This is a genomic window from Streptomyces sp. NPDC040545, assembly GCF_055595065.1.
Map to the genome: position 1 here is coordinate 210,078 of NZ_JBVIWA010000010.1, position 18,195 is coordinate 228,272.

General features: G+C 70.5%; 16 protein-coding genes and 1 pseudogene. 8 read left to right on the plus strand and 9 right to left on the minus strand.

The window, feature by feature from the left end; all coding sequences use genetic code 11:
- Positions 1 to 7: 7 nt before the first annotated feature.
- The 3 genes from ACZ573_RS20980 to ACZ573_RS20990 all read right to left on the minus strand — a co-directional run bounded on the left by ACZ573_RS20980 (position 8) and on the right by ACZ573_RS20990 (position 4,023).
- Positions 8 to 451: a roadblock/LC7 domain-containing protein gene (locus ACZ573_RS20980; protein WP_161289274.1), complete on the minus strand. Its 444-nt coding sequence runs from the start codon at positions 449 to 451 to the stop codon at positions 8 to 10.
- Positions 451 to 3,093, minus strand: coding sequence for a sensor histidine kinase (locus ACZ573_RS20985; RefSeq protein WP_471306285.1), 2,643 nt, complete (start codon positions 3,091 to 3,093; stop codon positions 451 to 453). The genes ACZ573_RS20980 and ACZ573_RS20985 overlap by 1 nt, the downstream gene beginning before the upstream one ends.
- Before the next feature lie 150 nt (positions 3,094 to 3,243).
- On the minus strand, positions 3,244 to 4,023 hold the full coding sequence (locus tag ACZ573_RS20990) for an MHYT domain-containing protein (RefSeq protein WP_471306399.1): 780 nt from the start codon (positions 4,021 to 4,023) through the stop codon (positions 3,244 to 3,246).
- A gap of 177 nt (positions 4,024 to 4,200) precedes the next feature.
- On the opposite strand from ACZ573_RS20990, the gene ACZ573_RS20995 reads away from it, so the two are divergent.
- Complete coding sequence (locus ACZ573_RS20995; RefSeq protein ID WP_471306289.1) at positions 4,201 to 4,800, plus strand: class I SAM-dependent methyltransferase; 600 nt, start codon at positions 4,201 to 4,203, stop codon at positions 4,798 to 4,800.
- A gap of 49 nt (positions 4,801 to 4,849) precedes the next feature.
- Here the strand turns inward: ACZ573_RS20995 and ACZ573_RS21000 are convergent, their stop codons facing one another.
- Positions 4,850 to 5,767 (minus strand): oxygenase MpaB family protein, encoded by a 918-nt coding sequence (locus tag ACZ573_RS21000; protein WP_471306402.1) that lies wholly within the window; start codon positions 5,765 to 5,767, stop codon positions 4,850 to 4,852.
- A gap of 132 nt (positions 5,768 to 5,899) precedes the next feature.
- Between ACZ573_RS21000 and ACZ573_RS21005 the strand changes: the two genes are divergently transcribed.
- Positions 5,900 to 6,688: a hypothetical protein gene (locus tag ACZ573_RS21005; protein WP_471306292.1), complete on the plus strand. Its 789-nt coding sequence runs from the start codon at positions 5,900 to 5,902 to the stop codon at positions 6,686 to 6,688.
- 289 nt (positions 6,689 to 6,977) lie between these two features.
- Complete coding sequence (locus ACZ573_RS21010; protein ID WP_471306295.1) at positions 6,978 to 7,976, plus strand: polyprenyl synthetase family protein; 999 nt, start codon at positions 6,978 to 6,980, stop codon at positions 7,974 to 7,976.
- Between the two features lie 151 nt (positions 7,977 to 8,127).
- Here the strand turns inward: ACZ573_RS21010 and ACZ573_RS21015 are convergent, their stop codons facing one another.
- Positions 8,128 to 8,310, minus strand: a complete 183-nt coding sequence (locus ACZ573_RS21015; protein WP_384841611.1) for a hypothetical protein — start codon at positions 8,308 to 8,310, stop codon at positions 8,128 to 8,130.
- A gap of 185 nt (positions 8,311 to 8,495) precedes the next feature.
- On the opposite strand from ACZ573_RS21015, the gene ACZ573_RS21020 reads away from it, so the two are divergent.
- From ACZ573_RS21020 to ACZ573_RS21035, 4 genes and pseudogenes are all read left to right on the plus strand, one after another.
- Positions 8,496 to 8,813, plus strand: a complete 318-nt coding sequence (locus ACZ573_RS21020; RefSeq protein ID WP_471306301.1) for a hypothetical protein — start codon at positions 8,496 to 8,498, stop codon at positions 8,811 to 8,813.
- 134 nt (positions 8,814 to 8,947) lie between these two features.
- Entirely contained in the window at positions 8,948 to 10,261 is a 1,314-nt protein-coding gene (locus tag ACZ573_RS21025; protein ID WP_471306304.1) for a GAF domain-containing protein, read from the plus strand.
- A gap of 54 nt (positions 10,262 to 10,315) precedes the next feature.
- Entirely contained in the window at positions 10,316 to 11,839 is a 1,524-nt protein-coding gene (exaC, locus tag ACZ573_RS21030; protein WP_471306308.1) for an acetaldehyde dehydrogenase ExaC, read from the plus strand.
- Position 11,840: 1 nt separating this feature from the next.
- Positions 11,841 to 12,250 (plus strand): annotated as a pseudogene (locus ACZ573_RS21035) (MFS transporter); the annotation flags it as partial.
- Between the two features lie 151 nt (positions 12,251 to 12,401).
- Here ACZ573_RS21035 and ACZ573_RS21040 read toward each other — a convergent pair.
- On the minus strand, positions 12,402 to 12,605 hold the full coding sequence (locus ACZ573_RS21040) for a hypothetical protein (RefSeq protein ID WP_471306411.1): 204 nt from the start codon (positions 12,603 to 12,605) through the stop codon (positions 12,402 to 12,404).
- 198 nt (positions 12,606 to 12,803) lie between these two features.
- The gene (locus ACZ573_RS21045) at positions 12,804 to 14,012 is read right to left on the minus strand and encodes a right-handed parallel beta-helix repeat-containing protein (protein WP_471306311.1); all 1,209 of its coding nucleotides are present in this window, start codon (positions 14,010 to 14,012) and stop codon (positions 12,804 to 12,806) included.
- 1,088 nt (positions 14,013 to 15,100) lie between these two features.
- Here ACZ573_RS21045 and ACZ573_RS21050 point away from each other — a divergent pair.
- Positions 15,101 to 15,391, plus strand: coding sequence for a hypothetical protein (locus ACZ573_RS21050; protein ID WP_471306314.1), 291 nt, complete (start codon positions 15,101 to 15,103; stop codon positions 15,389 to 15,391).
- 588 nt (positions 15,392 to 15,979) lie between these two features.
- Here ACZ573_RS21050 and ACZ573_RS21055 read toward each other — a convergent pair.
- Both ACZ573_RS21055 and ACZ573_RS21060 read right to left on the minus strand, forming a co-directional pair.
- On the minus strand, positions 15,980 to 17,098 hold the full coding sequence (locus ACZ573_RS21055) for a fatty acid desaturase family protein (RefSeq protein WP_471306317.1): 1,119 nt from the start codon (positions 17,096 to 17,098) through the stop codon (positions 15,980 to 15,982).
- Between the two features lie 7 nt (positions 17,099 to 17,105).
- On the minus strand, positions 17,106 to 18,116 hold the full coding sequence (locus ACZ573_RS21060; RefSeq protein ID WP_471306319.1) for a ferredoxin reductase: 1,011 nt from the start codon (positions 18,114 to 18,116) through the stop codon (positions 17,106 to 17,108).
- Positions 18,117 to 18,195 lie beyond the last annotated feature (79 nt).

Sequence of the window (18,195 nt, forward strand, 5' to 3'; positions counted from 1 at the left end):
GCCGCCCTCAGCCGGCGGCCGGCGGGCGCGCCGCGAACCGGGGCGGGGTGTAGAGGTGCTCGCCGACCCGCTTCACCAGCCGGGCCATCTCGTAGGCGATCAGGCCGATGTCGGCGCTGGCGGCGCTGAGCACGGCCAGGCAGGAACCGTCGCCGGCGGCCGCGACGAAGAGGAAGCCCTCGTCCATCTCGACCATCGTCTGGCGCACGCCCCCGGCGTGGAAGTGCCGGCCCGCGCCCTTGGCCAGGCTGTGGAAGCCGGAGGCCACCGCGGCCAGGTGCTCGGCGTCCTCCCGGCTGAGTGCGCTGGAGGCGCCGACCGCCAGGCCGTCGTTGGAGAGGACCACGGCGTGCCGGACCTCGCGGACCCGGAGCACCAGGTCGTCGAGCAGCCAGTCCAGTTCGCCGGACCTGCGGCCGCCGTCGAGGTCGATCCTTTGGTGTTCGATCATCACACTTCTCCTTCGCTGCCTGCGTGAGGGGAGTTCTCCTGGGCGCCGCGGACCCAGCCGGCCCGGTAGGCCGCCATCCGGTCCCGGGCCTGCTCCGGGCTGCGGCCCGGCGGCTCCTGGGGGAGGCGGGATGCGGCCGGGGCCTTCGGGGCGGGGGCCTCCCGAAGCTGCGGGACGAGGCTGGCCTGGCGCACCCGGCGCGGCAGTTCCGTCACCGAGGCCGGGGACACCGCGGCCGTCTGGGTACGGGCGCCCGCCCCGCCGGGGGCGCGCGGCCGGAGCGAAGCCACCGGGGCCGGGCGCGGCTCCTCGCCTACGGGGGCCGTCGGGGCCGGAGCCGGAGCCGGGGGCTGCGCGCCCTCCCGTACGACGGTCATGGCGGGCGGGTGTTCCGCCTTCGCGCCCGCCTTCGGTGCGGCGGCGGAGGACCGGGCGGAGGACGGGGACGGGGCCCGGGCCGGAGCGGGAGCCGATGGCGCCGGGCGGGGCGCCGGGTCGGATTCCGGGGCCGTGGCGGAGCCTGGAGCCGTGGCGGAGCCCGGGGCCGAGCCGTGGACGGAGGCAGCGGCAGGGGCTCCGGCGGGGGCGCCGGCCGTGATCGCGCCCTGGAGCATGGAGTTGGGCAGGAGCACCACCGCGGTGGTGCCGCCGTAGGGCGACGTGCGCAGGTGCACCTTCACTCCGTGGCGGGCCGAGAGGCGGCTGACCACGAAGAGCCCGAGCCGGTCGCTGTCGAAGAGGTCGAGGGATTCGGACTGCTCGATGCGGCGGTTTGCGTCGCCGAGGGTGTCGGGGCCCATACCGAGTCCGCGGTCCTCTACCTCCAGGACGTAGCCGGTGCCGACGGGCTCGCCGCTGACCCGGACCTTGGTGTGCGGCGGGGAGAACTGGGCCGCGTTCTCGATGAGTTCGGCGAGCAGATGGGTGAGGTCGGCGACCGCGCCCCCGACCACGGCGGCTTCCGCGAGCTGCCGGACCTCGATCCGCGGATAGTCCTCGATCTCGGAGACGGCGGCCCGCACGACGTTCGTGAGGGGGACCGGCATCCGCCAGGCCCGGCCCGGGGTGGCGCCCGACAGGATGATCAGGCTTTCCGCGTGCCGGCGCATCCGCGTGGTCAGGTGGTCGAGGCGGAAGAGGTCACCGAGCTCGTTCGGGTCGTCGGCGCGCCGCTCCATCGAGTCGAGCAGGGTGAGCTGCTTGTGTACGAGGACCTGGCTGCGGCGGGCGAGGTTGACGAAGACCCCGGAGATGCCGCTGGCGAGTTCCGCCCGTTCGACGGCGGCGCTGAGCGCGGCCCGGTGGACGGTGTGGAGCGCCTCGCCGACCTGGGTGATCTCGTCCTCGGCGGGCGGCCCGGGCGGGGTCTCGGCAGCGACGTCGATCTCCTGGCCGGCGCGCAGCCGTTCCATCGCCTGCGGGAGTTTGCGGTGGGCGATCTCCAGGGCGGTGTTGCGCAGCGAGACGAGTTCGACGACCAGCGCCCGGCCGATCCGGACCGAGATGACGAGGGAGGCGGCGACGGCCGCCAGGCCCAGCAGCACGGCGGCCCCGGCCGGGGTCAGCGCCCCTTCGGCGAACGGGTCGGCCCGGCCGGCGGCCGCGGCGTGTGCGGCCGCCTCGACCTCCCGCATCGAGGAGGCGATGCCGTTGTGGGCGGCCTCCCATCCGGCGGGCACCCCGCGGCTCTCCTTGGAGGTGCCTGCGGCCAGCGCCCGGTCCTCGGCTCCGGTGAGGTCGGCGTAGGCGGCGCTCTTGGCGGCGGACTGCCAGACGGCCTCCTGCGCGGCGGGGAGGTCACGGGCGGCGGACTCGGTGAGCGCGCGGCGGGACTCGACGGCGCCGGTCAGCTGCCGAAGCGTTTCGGCGGTGCGCGGGCCGGGGGCGGCGAGCAGCGCATCCTCCCGGGACAGCAGTTCCGCGGCACGGGCGAATTCCAGCAGGACCCGGGCGTCAGGGCCGAGTTCGGCCTTCTCCCCGCCGGTCAGGGCGCCGCCCACGGCGAAGGCGGCGTCGACCACGCGGGTGTAGATGGTGTAGGCGGCCTCGGGGGTGGCACGGCGGTCGGTGATGTCCTTGCGCGACGGTCCCAGGCTTTCGGCGGCGGCTACGAACGCCTCCAGCCGGACCACGATGTCGGAGCGGTAGTCGCCGGAGTCGGCGACGGTGTGCTGGTCACCGAGGCGCAGCCGCTGCACGGCGGCGTCGGTCCGGCGGGCCTGCTGGTCGAGGGCGCCCGGGTCGGAGGCGGGGTCGGCGAGCAGACGGACGGCGGCGCGCCGTTCGGCCTGGAGCTCGGTGACGGCGGCGGCGACGGGGGTGCGTATCTCGGTGTCGACCTGGTGGACGCGGCTGAGCCGGGCCATGTCCTGGGCGGTGTTGACGGTGGCGAAGGCCCAGAGGGCGAGGAGCGAGACGACCGGGACCATCAGCAGCGAGACGATCTTCGCGCGGACGGTGGCGGGGCGCAGCCGCAACCGCGGCCGGGGTCCGCTCGCGCGCGCGGCGGGCGGGTGGGGCCGCCGGTCCCGGAGCTCCGCCGGTTCCTCGGCCGGCGGCCCGGCGTGGGCCCGGCGGCCGCGTGCCGGGGGCGCGGGCAGCCGCGGCGCCGCTGCTTCCGGTTTCCTGCGGGGTGTTCGCATGGGCTCCTCGTTCCGGGCGGTGCCTACGGGTGCGGTGGGGCGGATGTGTCAGGTGAGGCGGGGTGGGGCGGTGAGCTGGGTGGGGCGGTGAGGCAGCAGCGGTGCGGTGCCGCGGGATCGGCCCGGTGCACGGACTGCCGGTGCGCGCGATCAGTGCACGGTCACGGTGTGCTCCCCCAGGTGCCGGGCCGAAGCGGAGGCGGCGCGCTCGTCGACCGTCGGGGACAGCGCGACGAAGGCGGCGGTGATGAACAGGTAGGAGCCCAGCCCGACGGCGAGCGGGAAGATGAACTGCATGGCCGTGGCGCCGGGCAGGGCCGCCTCCGAGGGGCTGACGCTGACGGCGACGGCCATCATTCCCGTGTAGTGCATGCTGCTGACGGCGGCGCCCATGACGAGCGAGGCGACGGCGACCGCCACCGGTGACTTGATGTTGAGTGCGGCCCACAGGGCGGCGGTCGCCGCGATCACGGCGATGGCGACGGAGAGTCCGACGGTGAGCGGATCGTAGGAGACGTCGCCGTGCAGACGCAGGGCCGCCATGCCCAGGTAGTGCATGCTGGCGACGCCGAGTCCGGTGGTCAGGCCGCCCAGTACGAGGGACCGGCCGCGCTCCTTGCCGTAGCCGACGGCGAAGACTCCGGCGCCGACGACCAGCACGGCGACGAGCAGGCTGAGGATCGTGAGCGGCACGTCGTAGTGGATCTCGGTGCCCGTGACCTCGAAGCCGAGCATGGCGACGAAGTGCATGGTCCAGATGCCGGTGCCGATGGCGGAGGCCGCGGTGAGGAGCCAGTTGCGGCGGGAGGCGCCGGTCGTGGCGAGCGCGCGGACGGTGCAGCGCAGCCCAAGGGCGGCGCCGATCGACGCCATCACATATGACAGCGCGGGTGTCAGCCACCCATAGGCGGCGTGGTCCAGATGTCCCAGGTGTCCCATGGCCACGGGACGCTAGTCCGGGTGAGGGCACGAACAGGGGGCGCATTTCGAAAGCCGCTGGAACTGCTGGAATATGACAGAGCTACGTTCATCTCCGATCGCACCACGTGCCACCTTGCGCACGGTCCGCAGGGACACGGGCCGGAGCCGGTGGGGGATCATGGGCACATGGGCGACGACCACACACACGTGCAGGAGTTCTTCGGGGCGCGCGCGGCCGACTGGGACCGCAAGTTTCCCGGGGACGGACCCGCGTTCACCACCGCCGTGGCCGAATTCGGACTGCGGCCCGGGGACCGGGTGCTCGATGCGGGCTGCGGCACCGGGCGGGCCATGACCGCGCTGCGCGCCGCCGTCGGACCCGCCGGGACCGTGCTCGGCGTGGACCTCACCCCGCAGATGCTGGCCGCCGCGCGGCGGGCGGGGCGGGACGCCGAGGGTGCGCTGCTGCTCGCCGACGTGGCCCGCCTGCCGCTGCGCGACGAGGTGCTCGACGCGGTGTTCGCCGCCGGGCTCATCGCCCACCTGCCCGACCCGGGGGCGAACCTGCGCGAGCTCGCCCGCGTGGTCCGCCCCGGCGGCGGGCTCGCACTCTTCCACCCGATCGGGCGAGCGGCTCTCGCCGCGCGTCACGGCCGCGAGCTGACCCCGGAGGACATGCGGGCCGAGCACAACCTCGGCCCGCTGCTGAGCGGTTCGGGCTGGGACATGACCTCGTACGCCGATGACGACGACCGATTCCTGGTGCTGGCCGTCCGCCAGCCCTGAACAACCCGTACGTCGGCCCCATGCCCGGGGTCCGCGGAGGTGACCGGGATCAGGCCGGAGGCTGGGCCTCGGCTCCGGCGGGCCGGCGGGGATGCGGAACGGGGCAGCCGCCCGAGCCGGGCACGGGGAACGTGCCGAGCTCACCCACGTCGTAGCCGTCCGGGTAACCCTTGATCTCCGGGTTCTGGCGGGCGTAGTGCGGGGACCGGCGCGGGGGCAGGAGCCGGACCGCGCGGCCGCGCAGCCACAGGGCGCCCTGGACGAGGCGCCGGACCGGGGCGCGCGGGGGCTCGTACCGGAAGGCGCCCAGCAGCGACTCGTCCAGGAGGGCCAGACTCGCGCGCCGCACGGCGGGGGCGACCGGCGCCGGGTACCAGGAGGCCATGAGGTCGAGGGTGGCGTCGGCGACCCTGCGGGCGCCTTCGTCCCAGCCGAAGTGGGCCTCCTCGTAGGTGTCGAGGGTGGCTTCGAACTCCTCGTAGGAGCCCGGGATGTCCGTGATGCCCAGGTGGCGGCCGAGGGTGGCGTAGTAGTTCGCGCAGGCCCGGCGCTCGTGGTGGGTCAGCGGACGCCAGCCGTAGGCGTCCAGCCAGCGCGCCGGAATCACCACGAAGGTGCTCAGGACGTACCGCATGTCCTCGTTCGAGATGTCGTAGCTGCGGTGCATCTGGTTGACACGGCGGATGGCGGTGCGCGCGGTATCGCTCTCGAAGCCGTGCTCGACGACCGCGTCCAGGAGCAGCGCGGTGTCGTCGTAGCGCTTCTGGGTCCGGTCGGTGAATTCGGCCGTCTCGGCCAGCAGGCCACCGATGCTCGGGACGGCGTAGGTCCGGAACAGGGCGAGTTCCAGGGCGCGGGTGAAGTCCCAGGGGAACTCGTAGGTGGCGCTGAGCCGGTAGATGGCGAGGAAATCCTTGTCGGGATCGAGACGGAGGATCTCCCTCAGCCGATCGTAACGCTGCACCAGGTGTCCCTTTCTGTGGCGGGTTCCCAACTCTACGTGCAGGTAGCAGCCTTGGAAATCGTGTCCCGCAAGCTCTCGACGGGCGGGTTACCCGCTGGTTAAGGTGCGCCGACGAGAGAGCTACCAGGAGGCCAGGTGTCCGACGACGAGGGTGGCGGCTCGCTGTATGTGCTGACCGCCGTGCTGCTGACCCCGGCGCAGTTCCCCAGCATCCTGGGCGACGACTTCCCCGAGGCCTGCTCCCTGCTGGGCGTGACTGCGAACCGGGAGGGGTACGGGCTGGTGCTCGGCCAGGACGAGGAGGGCGCGCGCTGGACGGTCGTCGTGGACGACGTCTCGCTCGTCGCGACGGCCATCGCCTCCTGGGACTGCGGGATGGAGTACGACCTGTCCCCCGACGAGCGGACGATCGTGGTCTCGCTGGCGGGCTGGCCTCTGGAGTTGTCGGTGGCCGCGTCGGGAATCCCGGAGCCGCACGATCCTGAGCAGGGAGCGGACGGTACGGGGCGGGTCCCGCTCGCCCCGCCCTCGGCGGACGCCTGGGGTCCGGTGCAGCGGCGGATGGGCGCGGACCAGATCGCGCGGGAGTGGGCGGACTGGCGGGAGCGCGTGGCCACGGACGGCGGGGCGGCGGCCGCCGCGCACCCCGGGCTCGCGCGGGCGCTGGAGGAGGCCGCGGCGTACACGAAGACCCCGCCACCGCCCGGCCGGGTGCGGTCCTCGTTCGCCGGCGAGGGGGCCCGGACGCTGCGGGTGGACGGGCCCGGCTGGTCGCTCGTGGCGCGCACCGGCGAGGCGGCCTTCGTCCTGCTGGACGAGGAACCGGGCGAGGTGCTCACGGTCCCTCACGAGGGGGACTCGGAACAGCCGGACCTGCCGGCCCTGCTGACGGCGCTGGACCGCATCGCGGTCCGCCCGTCGTGAACACGAGCCGGAGCGGGCGACGGCGGTGACGGCTGCAACGGCGTTGGCGAATAGCGGCGGCGACAGCAGCGGCCCTGATGCACGACCCATACCGGGCGGTTAGTCGGTAACCAGCCTCCGGGCGCGGACTGCCCCGGCCTCCCCTGAAGAGAAAAGAATCGGCCAAGAAGGCCGGAAATCGCTCTGGATCCCCCTCCTCCGGAATGATCGAATCGGCCAGTCAAGCGGCTCAAAGGTGCGCACCTCGCACCTGCGGCCCATTTCACGACGGAGGCCATTCTTGAATTCCATGTCCTACCTGGACCTGCACCGGGAAGTCTCGCAGGACATCGACGCGGAGATCGACACCGCGCTGGAGCGGCTCGGCCCGGTGGCGAGCACGACCAGGAACTCAGTGGCCAAGCTCTTGGAGCAGCGCAAACTGAGACATCCCCTCTCGGTGCTGCCGCTCCTCACGCACGCCATAGAGACCGGTAATCCGAGGCCGGCCATTCCGCTGTCCGCCGTCCACCTGCTGTGGTGGACCTCAGCCTGCTACCTCGACGACCTGGCGGACGCCAACGGCGCCTCCATCTCCGGCGAGCTCACCGAGAACGAAGCACTGCTCGCATCCGTCATCACGGGAAACTCGCTCCCCATCCAGATCCTCCTCGCGCAAGACCTCCCGGAGTCGGCGCGCAGCGCGCTGATAACCGAGATCCTGAACGGCTGGATCATCGGCGTCGACGGCCAGATCGACGACATGCGCGGGGACGTCTGCAGCGCCTCGCGGAAATCGGTGGTCGAGACATACCGCGGCAAGTCCGGCGCACCCTTCGGAATGATCACGGCAATGGCCGCGATATTCTCGGGAACAACGGCCGAGAAGGTGGAGCTGTGGCGTGAATTCGGCTACGTCTTCGGCATCCTTTGGCAAATATTCAACGACCAGGAAGACATCCTGTCCGGCCGCAACGAGGACCTGCTCAACGGCACGGTCACCTATCTCCTCGCCTCCGTCATCGAGGACGCCTCGCCCGATTCCCGGGACCGCATCCTGGGCCTGTGCGCTACTGCCGGGCGCTCGCAGCAGGCCAGAGCGGAACTCGCGGCACTGCTGCGGACACCCGCCACCCTCGACCGGTACCGGGCGGAGATCGACGCGTTCCGCGCCGAGGGGCACCGGATCCTGGACGAACTGGGCGGCGACGAGACCTACTCGCCGGTGCTCCGGCACCTCGTGGACCACGCGTCCCAGATGCTGCTCGAAGCGGACCTCGGCCTGGCCGTCGTGAGCGGCGCCGCCTGACCCGGCCGCCGCCCGGGCGGGCCACACCTTCCGGGCGTCACCGCCACCGTGCGGGTACGCGCCCTCATTCCGCCCCGCTGCCGTGCCTGCCGGGCTCCGCACCGAAGCCGGAGCCCGGCCGCCCCGCCGGGCGACCGCACGGCGGCCGCGGTCAGCGGCCGATCTGTTTCCTGGATATACCCCGCAGCCGACGCCGCTGAGAGGAGTCCAGCAGGAGGTAGGCGGCGACCGGCACGCCGATCAGGACCAGCAGTCCCGCCCAGAACCCCACGGTCCAGAACAGCACGACGGCTGCCACGACTCCGGCAACCGCGATCTTTCCGCTCGTGGACATCTGCGGACACCTCCTTCTGCCGCCGACCAACTCCTACCCACTCAACGTGCCGTCGAGACCACGCGTTCCCCGACACCCGAACAGTCTTCGAAGTGACCCGGGTCATGGCGACGCCCACATCGCCGGGCACCCTCGGTGAGGTACCTTCGGCCACTCCGTACCTGGTAGTCAAGGTTGAGGAATGCGTGCTCTCCGAGATCTCTGGCCTCATCCACCACCACTCCGCCGTGTTCCTTCCCACCGACCCGGAGGACGACTGGACGCCGGACCGGAGCACACTGGCCCGTGCCCGTGCGGCCCTGGCCGCGGCGTGGGCGGACGGGGAGACGCCGGTGCTCCGCCGGGTCCGCGCCCGCAGGACGGAGGCGGGCACCGGCCGCCGGATCCGGCTGGGCCGGGAGGGGCGCTGGTGGCCGTACCGCCGCGAGGCGGGCCGGTGGATCCCGTCGGGGCCGTCCGCCCCGGACCCGGTCCTGGCGCTGGAGGCCGATCCCGCCCCATGAGGTTTCGGCCCGCGCGGGCCGCGTACCGCCGGCGCCCTGGCCGACGTACGGCTTGCCGGGACCCGGTACCGGGACGACGATGGGGACGCTCCGCAGCTCCGCAACTCCGTACCGCGGCACCACGGGAGGGTGACATGGGCGATCCGTCGGTGGCGCTGCCGGGCGGGGCCGATGCGGCCGCCCGCACGCGCGAACTACGGCGGGCCCATGCCGCGTTCACCCGGGACGGGCGGGTCGAGGGCCCGGTCCGGGCGGTCATCGCGCGGTCCTGGCGGCGGTGCGCGCGGGCCCGGCTCAGCCCGGAGTGCGCGCCCCGGGTGGAGCTTGCGGAGGGGGAGCTGCGCTCGTACCGCGAGGAGCACCCGCTGGCCCGGGTGATGCCGCTGTTCCGGGATCTCGTCGGGGCGTTCGCCGCGCACGGGGCGCATCTGCTGGCCGTGTGCGACGCGCGGGGCAGCCTGCTGTGGGTGGAGGGCGAACCGGGCACCCTGCGGAGGGCCGAGGGCCTCGGCTTCGTCCCGGGTGCGCGCTGGGCGGAGTCGGCGATGGGGACCAACGCACCCGGGACGGCGGTCGCGACGGGCGAACCCGTGCAGGTCTTCGGGGCCGAGCACTTCAGCCGCCGGGTGCACCCGTGGACCTGTGCGGCGGCCCCGGTACGGGACCCCCGGACCGGCAGGCTGCTGGGCGCGGTGGACATCACCGGGGGCGACGGCCTGGCCCACCCGCACTCCCTCGGCTTCGTGCAGGCGGTGGCCCGGGCGGCGGAAGCCCAGCTGACCCTGCTCGAACCGGATCCGCCGGCCGCCCGCGACACGCTCGCCGCCCTCGGCCAGGACGAGGCGCTGCTGGTCACCGCCGGTCGCACGCTCCGGCTGGGGCGGCGGCACAGCGAGATCATGGCGCTGCTCGCGCACCATCCCGAGGGCTTGTCGGGCGAGGAGCTCGCGATCGCCCTGTACGAGGACGAGTCGGTGTCACCGGTGACGTTGCGCGCCGAGATCTCCCGGCTGCGCGCTCTGCTGGGGCCGTCGGCGCCGCTTTCGCGCCCGTATCGCACGGCCGGTCCGCTGGACGCGGATTTCACCGCTCTGACACGGCAGTTGGCAGCCGGGGCGGTGTCCGCGGCCCTCCACCACTACCCCGGCCCCCTGCTGCCGGCCTCGACCGCGCCCGGCATCGTCCGGCTGCGGCGCCGGATCGAGGACCAGGCGAGGGCGGCCGTGATCGCGCGCGCGGATGCCGGGCTGCTGACCGACTGGGTGTGCGGCCCGTGGGGCGCGGACGACCCGCAGGCGTGGCGGGCGCTGGCGGCGGCGCTGCCGCCGGAGCGCAGGCCGGCCGCGCTGGCCCGCGTACGTGCCCTGGACCGGGAGCTCGGCGTGCGCCCGGACCCTGACCCCGGTGGACGGCGGCGTGCAACGTATCCGCAACCTGCCCGCTCCTAGCCTCCACCCGAGCGCTGTCCGACGGCGGCCGGCGCCCGGCAACGGGAGGACACCATGGCCCGCTACGCAGCGCCCGGTACCGAGGGGGCGCTCATGTCGTACGCGCCCCGCTACGACCACTTCATCGGCGGCGAGTACGCTCCGCCCGCCCGCGGGCGGTACTTCGAGAACCCCTCCCCCGTCAACGGCCAGGTCTTCACGGAGGTCGCCCGGGGCACGGCCGAGGACGTGGAGCGGGCGCTGGACGCGGCCCACGCGGCGGCGCCCGCGTGGGGGCGCACCTCGGTCACCGAGCGGTCGTCGATCCTGCTGCGCATCGCGGACCGGATGGAGCAGAACCTGGAGGCCCTCGCGGTCGCGGAGACGTGGGAGAACGGCAAGCCGGTGCGGGAGACCCTGGCGGCCGACCTGCCCCTGGCCATCGACCAGTTCCGGTACTTCGCGGGGGCGCTGCGCGCGCAGGAGGGCGCGCTGAGCCAGCTCGACGACGACACCGTCGCCTACCACTTCCACGAGCCGCTGGGCGTGGTCGGACAGATCATTCCGTGGAACTTCCCGATCCTGATGGCGGTGTGGAAGCTGGCCCCGGCGCTGGCGGCGGGCAACACGGTGGTCCTCAAGCCGGCCGAGCAGACCCCGGCCTCCGTCCACTACTGGCTGAGCCTGGTGGCGGACCTGCTGCCGCCGGGCGTGGTCAACATCGTCAACGGCTTCGGGGAGGAGGCGGGCAAGCCGCTCGCGTCCAGTCCCCGGGTGGCGAAGATCGCCTTCACCGGGGAGACCGCCACCGGCCGGCTGATCATGCAGTACGCGGCCGAGCATCTGAAGCCGGTCACCCTGGAACTCGGCGGCAAGAGCCCGAACCTCTTCTTCGACGACATCTGGTCGACGGACGACGACCTGCGCGACAAGGCCCTGGAGGGCTTCACCATGTTCGCCCTCAACCAGGGCGAGGTGTGCACGAGCCCGTCGCGCGCGCTGATCGAGCGGGGCCGGTACGGGGACTTCCTCGACGCGGCGGTGGCCCGCACCGAACTGATCGTGCCGGGACACCCGCTGGACACCGACACGATGATCGGGGCGCAGGCCTCGGAGGAGCAGCTGAAGAAGGTCCTGTCGTACGTGGAGATCGGCCAGCGGGAGGGCGCGAAGATCCTGACGGGCGGCGAGCGCCGGGAACTGGAGGGCGATCTCGCGGGCGGCTTCTACGTCCAGCCGACCATCTTCGAGGGCGACAACCGCATGCGGATCTTCCAGGAGGAGATCTTCGGTCCGGTGGTGTCGGTGACGTCCTTCCAGGACTTCGACGACGCCGTACGGATCGCGAACGACACGGCGTACGGCCTGGGCGCGGGCGTCTGGACCCGGGACATCAACACCGCGTACCGCGCGGGCCGCGCGATCCAGGCGGGCCGCGTCTGGACGAACTGCTACCACGCCTACCCGGCACACGCCGCCTTCGGCGGATACAAGCAGTCTGGCATCGGCCGCGAGACCCACAAGATGATGCTGGAGCACTACCAGCAGACGAAGAACTTTTTAGTAAGTTATTCACCAAAGAAGATCGGCTTCTTCTAAGAAGTTGATCGTCGGGGTCGGCATCGGGGCCTCGGTGTTCCAGCAGTTCGTCGGCATCAACGTGATCTTCTACTACTCGTCCTTCCTGTGGCAGTCGGTGGGCATCGACGAGAGCAACTCGCTGCTGATCAGCCTCTCCACCTCGATTGTTTCGCCTTCTCCTGGGGCGTGGTGGTCTGGGTGCTGCTCGGCGAGATGTTCCCGAACGCGATCCGCGCACTCGCCCTGTCGGTGGCCGCCTCGGCCCAGTGGATCGCCAACTGGGCAATCACCGTCACCTTCCCGGACCTCGCCGACTGGAACCTGTCGGCGACCTACGTCATCTACGCCGTGTTCGCCTTGCTGTCCACCCCGTTCGTGGTGTTCTGCATCAAGGAGACCAAGGGCAAAACCCTGGAGGAAATGGGCTAACGCCGCTCACCCGGCTGGCCGGGCTAAATCCGACCATGCTGGATGACCAGTTGATCGGCCAGCTGGCGGACCGGGCCAAGGCCGACGGGACCAACCTCACAGGCCAGGGCGGGCTGCGGGCCCTCGGGCCTGGGCATGGCCAACCGGCTCGTCAATCAGCTGCAGCCGGGTCCCCCGTTGCGAACGGATAGCTGTCCGTCAACGCAGGAGGGCCGCTGATCAATTCCTCAAGCCCGAACGGCGGCAGGGGGACGGTGGGCATCAAGGGCCGGACCGTGCCGTTGCTCAGGAGCAGCGGCAGCGGGTGGCCCCGGTTGATCGTCTCGAAGTGCGGGCTGTCCGGGATCTGGGCCACGAGCGCGGTGACAAATCCCTGAACGCGGATGGGACCGCCGCTGCGGCATGGGAAGACTTCATCTCGGAAGCGCCTTGCTGATCATGCCTGATGGGGTCCTAGAGAAACCCCCATCATCGCAAGCCACAAGGAACTTCTTCGTTTCCGGAGGAACTATCCACAGGCATCGAGCCGGTGGCTCCGGGCTCAGCAGTTCGATCAGAGGCAGATGCTGGGAGGGGCCGCGTTCGGGCCAATGTTGCGAACCCAGGTGTTGGCCGTGCCACCGGTGCCGGTGCCGGTGGTGTTGTCGCGGCAGTCGAGCATGCCGCTGCCGCGGGCGACGTTGAAGCTGATGGTGTTGCCCCCGTTGCCGCCGGCATCGATGCGGATGCCGTCGCCCGCGTTGCCGGTGGCGATGTTCCGGGAGATGACGGAGTTCGCGAGGGAGTTCGCTGCCACGCTGATGCCGTGGCCGACGGTGCTTGATTCGGAGTTTCTGATGGTGTTGCCGGTGATGGTGACGTTGGTGTTGGGCGAGAGGCCAAAGGCGTTGGCCCGAACGCCCAGGAAGCCCCTCTCAATCAGATTGGAGGTGATCCTCAAGTTCGTATTGCTGTCGCCGAAGAAGATCCCGGGGGCGCCAAAGTTGTCCCGGATGATGTTGCTCCCTACGGCGACGTTGCTGGACTTGAAGATGAACGCAAAGGCCCTGTCCTCCAAGGATGTGTTTCTGTTTACTCTGACATTATCGACTCCTCCGGGTGCCAGTGCGTCCAGAAGGACACCAGAGTTCTCGTTACCGGAAAAGGTGTTATCTTCGATGTCCGCGTTCTTCAAGCCCGCATCCGAGTAGACTCCATTGCCGCTTGCGGAACCGGGTTCATTGTTCTGGCGGATACAGTTCTGTTCAACCTCGGAAAGGATTGCGCCGCTGGAGTTGAAATAGACTCCGAACACATTACCCTGGATCAAGTTCTGCCGCACTTGGTGGCCCGAGTGTGCCGCACTCATGACAATGCCATAACTGGAGGTATTGTTCTGAACGGTGAAGCGGGAGAACCTGATGCCGTTCTCCGCCAAGCGGACAGTGCCTGAACCGTCCGCCGACTGAATGATTGCCTGACTAGTCGGATCCGGAGCTCCGACCTGGCGGCACGCTGTCCCTCTGGGGGCGGCGGCCGGTCCGACCAACCGCAAGTTCGCCTTGTTCACGGTGACAACCTCATTGTATGTGCCGGCGCAGACCCTGATCTCGTCTCCCGGCGAGGCCGCGGTAATCGCTGCCTGGATCGTGGTGAAAGCCGCCCCCGGGCATTGCGCTCCGTTGTCATCCACAACAAGTACGACCTGAGCTGCCTGGCTGGGCACTACCGGGAAGGCTGTAGCCGCTGCCACGCACACCACGACAAGAATGGTCTTCTTCATGGTCTTCTCCTTGACTCTCGGCGCAGACCGCGATCCGGTCGTGCGGCAGTACAGTCGGCTAGTGCTGTGACCTGGCAGCCGGACTGGTGAATTAGCTTCCATTTGCCGGACTCCATCAGTTACGTAAACTGAACGAAGCCCGGGGCAAGCACACGCTGATTGCGAAGCTAGGCGGGGTCACACTGGGTGTGCAAGCGGTAGTACTCCGTACGCGTCGCTGGGAGCTCCCCACACGATCACGGTTGGGCTCGCTTGAGGCGTCGCCCGTAGATGAGGGCCGCAGGCGATGGAGACGAAGGCGTCGTAGAGTTCGGTGCGGCGTTCCCAGCGGACGGCGAGTCCTTTGAACTGGTGGAATAGGGCGAAGGCCTGCTCCACGACATAGCGGAGCTTGCCCATCTCCTTCGTGCTGGTCGTGGTCGCGCGGTACGGTCAGCCCGCGGCACGGCTCTCAGTGAAGGGCGCCCGATCCACCGGGCGCCATTCACGTTTCGGCGCCACGAGGTGAAATCCCAGTCCGGGGGACCGGTGGAAGCCCGGACAAAGTCGCGCAGCTCCCTCAGGGTGCCGGCCGAGTAGATACCCTCCATGCGCTCCCGGATCACGTCCCGCCTGAAGCGCCCCGTCGAACCGGGCTGCTCGGAGCGCGGCCCGGTTCAGCCGGAACACGGCGTGAGCCTCCCGCCACCTCGGCCACCATCAGCCGTTCCTGCCGGGCGCGGGGTGCCGCGCGTTCTGTGGGCGCCTGACGAGCTGGCTTACGGCGCACTCGCGGGCACGGTCCTGCTGCCGGATCGGATCCGCACCCGGAGCCGCCGGTGCCGTGGAGGGCCGGGCCTCCGTTGAATCTGCGCAGCTGCACACACCTGTTGTGGCGGCGGAGCAGCGGTGCGGGCGGGTCCGGTGGCGCGGACGTCCTGCCGTCGCCTGCCACCCGCCTCCCCGAAGGGGACGTGAGGCCCGTAACCGGAGCGGGGCCCACCAGACAGAGGACCTGCCCCCCTCCTGCGACAGTGACGCGAGGTACGACGGGGCATGCCCTTGCCCGCCCAGGAACGGGGCCGTCGAAATTCCTGAAGCGTGTGGCGATGTTGATCTCGTCGACCTCCATGTCCGCCGCCCTCCCCCGAACCCTCCACAGCGAGCCGGAACGCGACCCCCTCACCCTGTGGGAGGCATCAGTCATCGCCACCTACCACGTGGCGATGAACCGAAAGGCGGGCACCACCGCCTTGCTCGTTCCCCACCTAGTCGCCGAACAACTGCTTGCATGCGCCTCCCCCGATATGCCGGTCCAGCGCCTTGCTCCCGACGGCAGCGCGCTCCCCGCAGAGGTGCTGCTCGAGCAGTGGGACCACGAGGGCCTCAGCCCCTCTTGACCAGCCTCGTCGTCAGCTCGCCAGCCACGGCGCGGTCAGGTCTCGGGCGGTCCGGCCGGGCCTCGGGGAGTCCGACGCTCCGACGGTGATGACGCCAAGTCGGCCCTCCGCAAGAGAGTGGTCCTCCAAGGGCCGTTCGCGGGCCCCTCGACCGTAGTGTGACCGTATTCCTCCATGTCGTAGGGGCCGTGGGGCTGGCCGATCTCCAAGGACAATCCGTCGCCCGGTGTGTGGAAGCGGATGGGGCCAAGACCGTCCATGTGCAACCACATGTGCAGGAAAGAGGGCTCGGCCTTCTGGTAGTGGTGCCATGACGTCGTCACCTTCAGCAGGCGCCTGCCGACCAGGTCCTCAGCGTTCAACGACTCGGCACTGGTTTCCAGGAGGCACCGTGCCGAGTCCGCACCGCGCATGGCGGTCTTCTCGTCGAGCCCGAAGTTGCGTCACAGCCGAACGGAGTACCCGAAGGGGGAAGAAGCCCCTAGCCACAGCCTCGATCACTCAGCGGGCTTCAGGAGAACTCGCGGGATGTCGCACAAACCGGCTGTGCCGTCGGTACGGCCGAAGGGTCTGAACCAGTAGCGGGAATCAGACCGCGGCGAGCTCCTGCTCGCGGTCCGGCGTCGTGACCTTGGGCTTCTTGTTCGGCAGCGAGAGGCGGAAGACCTTGTGCCACGCGGAGTACACCTGCTTGGGCAGCGGCCCGGTGACGTACTTCAGCTCGTACTTCTCGAACAAGGCGCGCACCTTCACCGCGACCTCGGCGTACCGGTTGCTCGGCAGGTCCGGGAACAGGTGGTGCTCGATCTGGTGCGACAGGTTGCCGGTCATGAAGTGCATGGCCTTGCTGCCGCTGATGTTCGCCGAGCCCATCATCTGGCGCAGGTACCACTGGCCGCGCGTCTCGCCCTTGATCGACCGGCGCTCGAAGACCTGCACGCCCTCGGGGAAGTGCCCGCACATGATCACCGAGTGGGACCAGATATTGCGGACCAGGTTCGCGGTGAACGTGGCGGCGAGCGTGGTGAGGAACGACGGGCCCGAAAGGAGCGGGTGGATCACGTAGTCCTTGAGCACCTGCTTGCGGATCTTGCGGCCCACGGCCCTGGCCCGCGCGCGGAACTCCGGGTTCTTGCGGCGGCGCTTGTGCAGGTTCCTGCCGAGTTCCAGGTCGTAGGCGGCGATGCCGTACTCGAAGAAGCAGGCGTTGATGAAGTTCCACAGCGGCTGGCCGAGGTGGAACGGGTGCCACTTCTGGTCCTCGTCGACGCGCATGATGCCGTAGCCGAGGTCGTTGTCCTTGCCGATCACGTTGGTGTACCTGTGGTGCAGCTCGTTGTGCGAGTGCTTCCACTGCTCGGCCGGCGAGACGTGATCCCAGTCCCAGGTCGTGGAGTGGATCTTCGGGTCCCGCATCCAGTCCCACTGGCCGTGCAGGACGTTGTGGCCGATCTCCATGTTCTCCATGATCTTCGCCACGGACAGGCCGGCGGTGCCGATCAGCCACGCGGGCGGGAAGATCGAGAACAGCAGTACGCCCCGGCTGACCAGCTCGAGCTTGCGCTGCGCCGAGATGACCTTGCGGATGTAGGCGGCGTCCTTCTCGCCGCGGCCGGCGATCACCTCGTCGCGGATCGCGTCTAGCTCGCGGCCCAGCTCCTCGATCTGCTCCGCGGTCAGGTGGGCGGTGGGGTCGATGGCGGTCAATGTGCTCCTACCGTTCGATGTCGCAGGGGCCCGCCGCGGCGGACACGCAGGTCTGGATGAGGACGCCCGGCTCGGCTTCGGTGATGTCACCGGTGCGCAGGTCGCGTACGGCGCCCGCCTTGAGCGGCGTGACACAGCCGAAGCAGATGCCCATGCGGCACCCGGAGGGCATGAGCACGCCGGCCTCCTCGCCGACGTCCAGCAGCGGCGTGGTGCCGTCCGCGTCGACGGTCTTGCCGGTGGTGCTGAACGTGACCTGGCCACCGTCGCCGGCGACGACGATGCCGGGGCGGAAGCGTTCGGTGTGCAGGCGCTCCGGGACGCCGTGCTCGGTCCAGTGGTCTTCGGCGGCGTCGAGCAGGCCCGCGGGCCCGCAAGCCCAGGTCTCGCGCTCGGCCCAGTCGGGCACGAATTCGTCGAGACGGGCGATGTCGAGCGTGCCGTCCGTGTCGGTGTGCAGCTCGGTGAGCCGCAGCTTCCCGTCCGCGACCAGGGCGTGCAGTTCCTTGCGGAAGATCACGTCTTGCGGCTGTGGCGCGCAGTGGACCATGACGACGTCGTCGAACTCGGTGTCGCGCAGCATGCCCATCACCGGCGTGATGCCGCTGCCGGCCGTCAGGAAGAGCACCTTGGCGGGCCTGGCCTGCGGCAGTACGAAGTCACCGGTCGCCTGGTCGAGCTGGACCAGCGTGCCCGGTTTCGCCCTGCGAACCAGGTGATTGCTGACCTTGCCGTCCGGGATGGCCTTCACGGTGATCGTGACGCGGCCGTCCCGGCGGTTCGTCGGCGAGGTGAGCGAGTAGGCACGCCACAGGCGCACCCCGTCGACATCGACCCCGATCCGCACGTACTGACCGGCCGTGTGACCGCGCCAGCCCCGTCCCGGCCTGATCACGATGGTCGCGGCGTCACCCGTCTCGGGGTGCACGGCCTCGATGCGCCCCCGCAGGTCGCCGCCCGCACGCAGCGGGCTGACCAGGTCGAGGTAGTCCGACGGCAGCAGCGGCGTCGTGATCATCTCCAGCAGTTTCGACGCCCTACTGCGGAGGGCTGCACTCGTCATGACCCCAGCTTGATGTACTTCAGGGGGTAAAGTC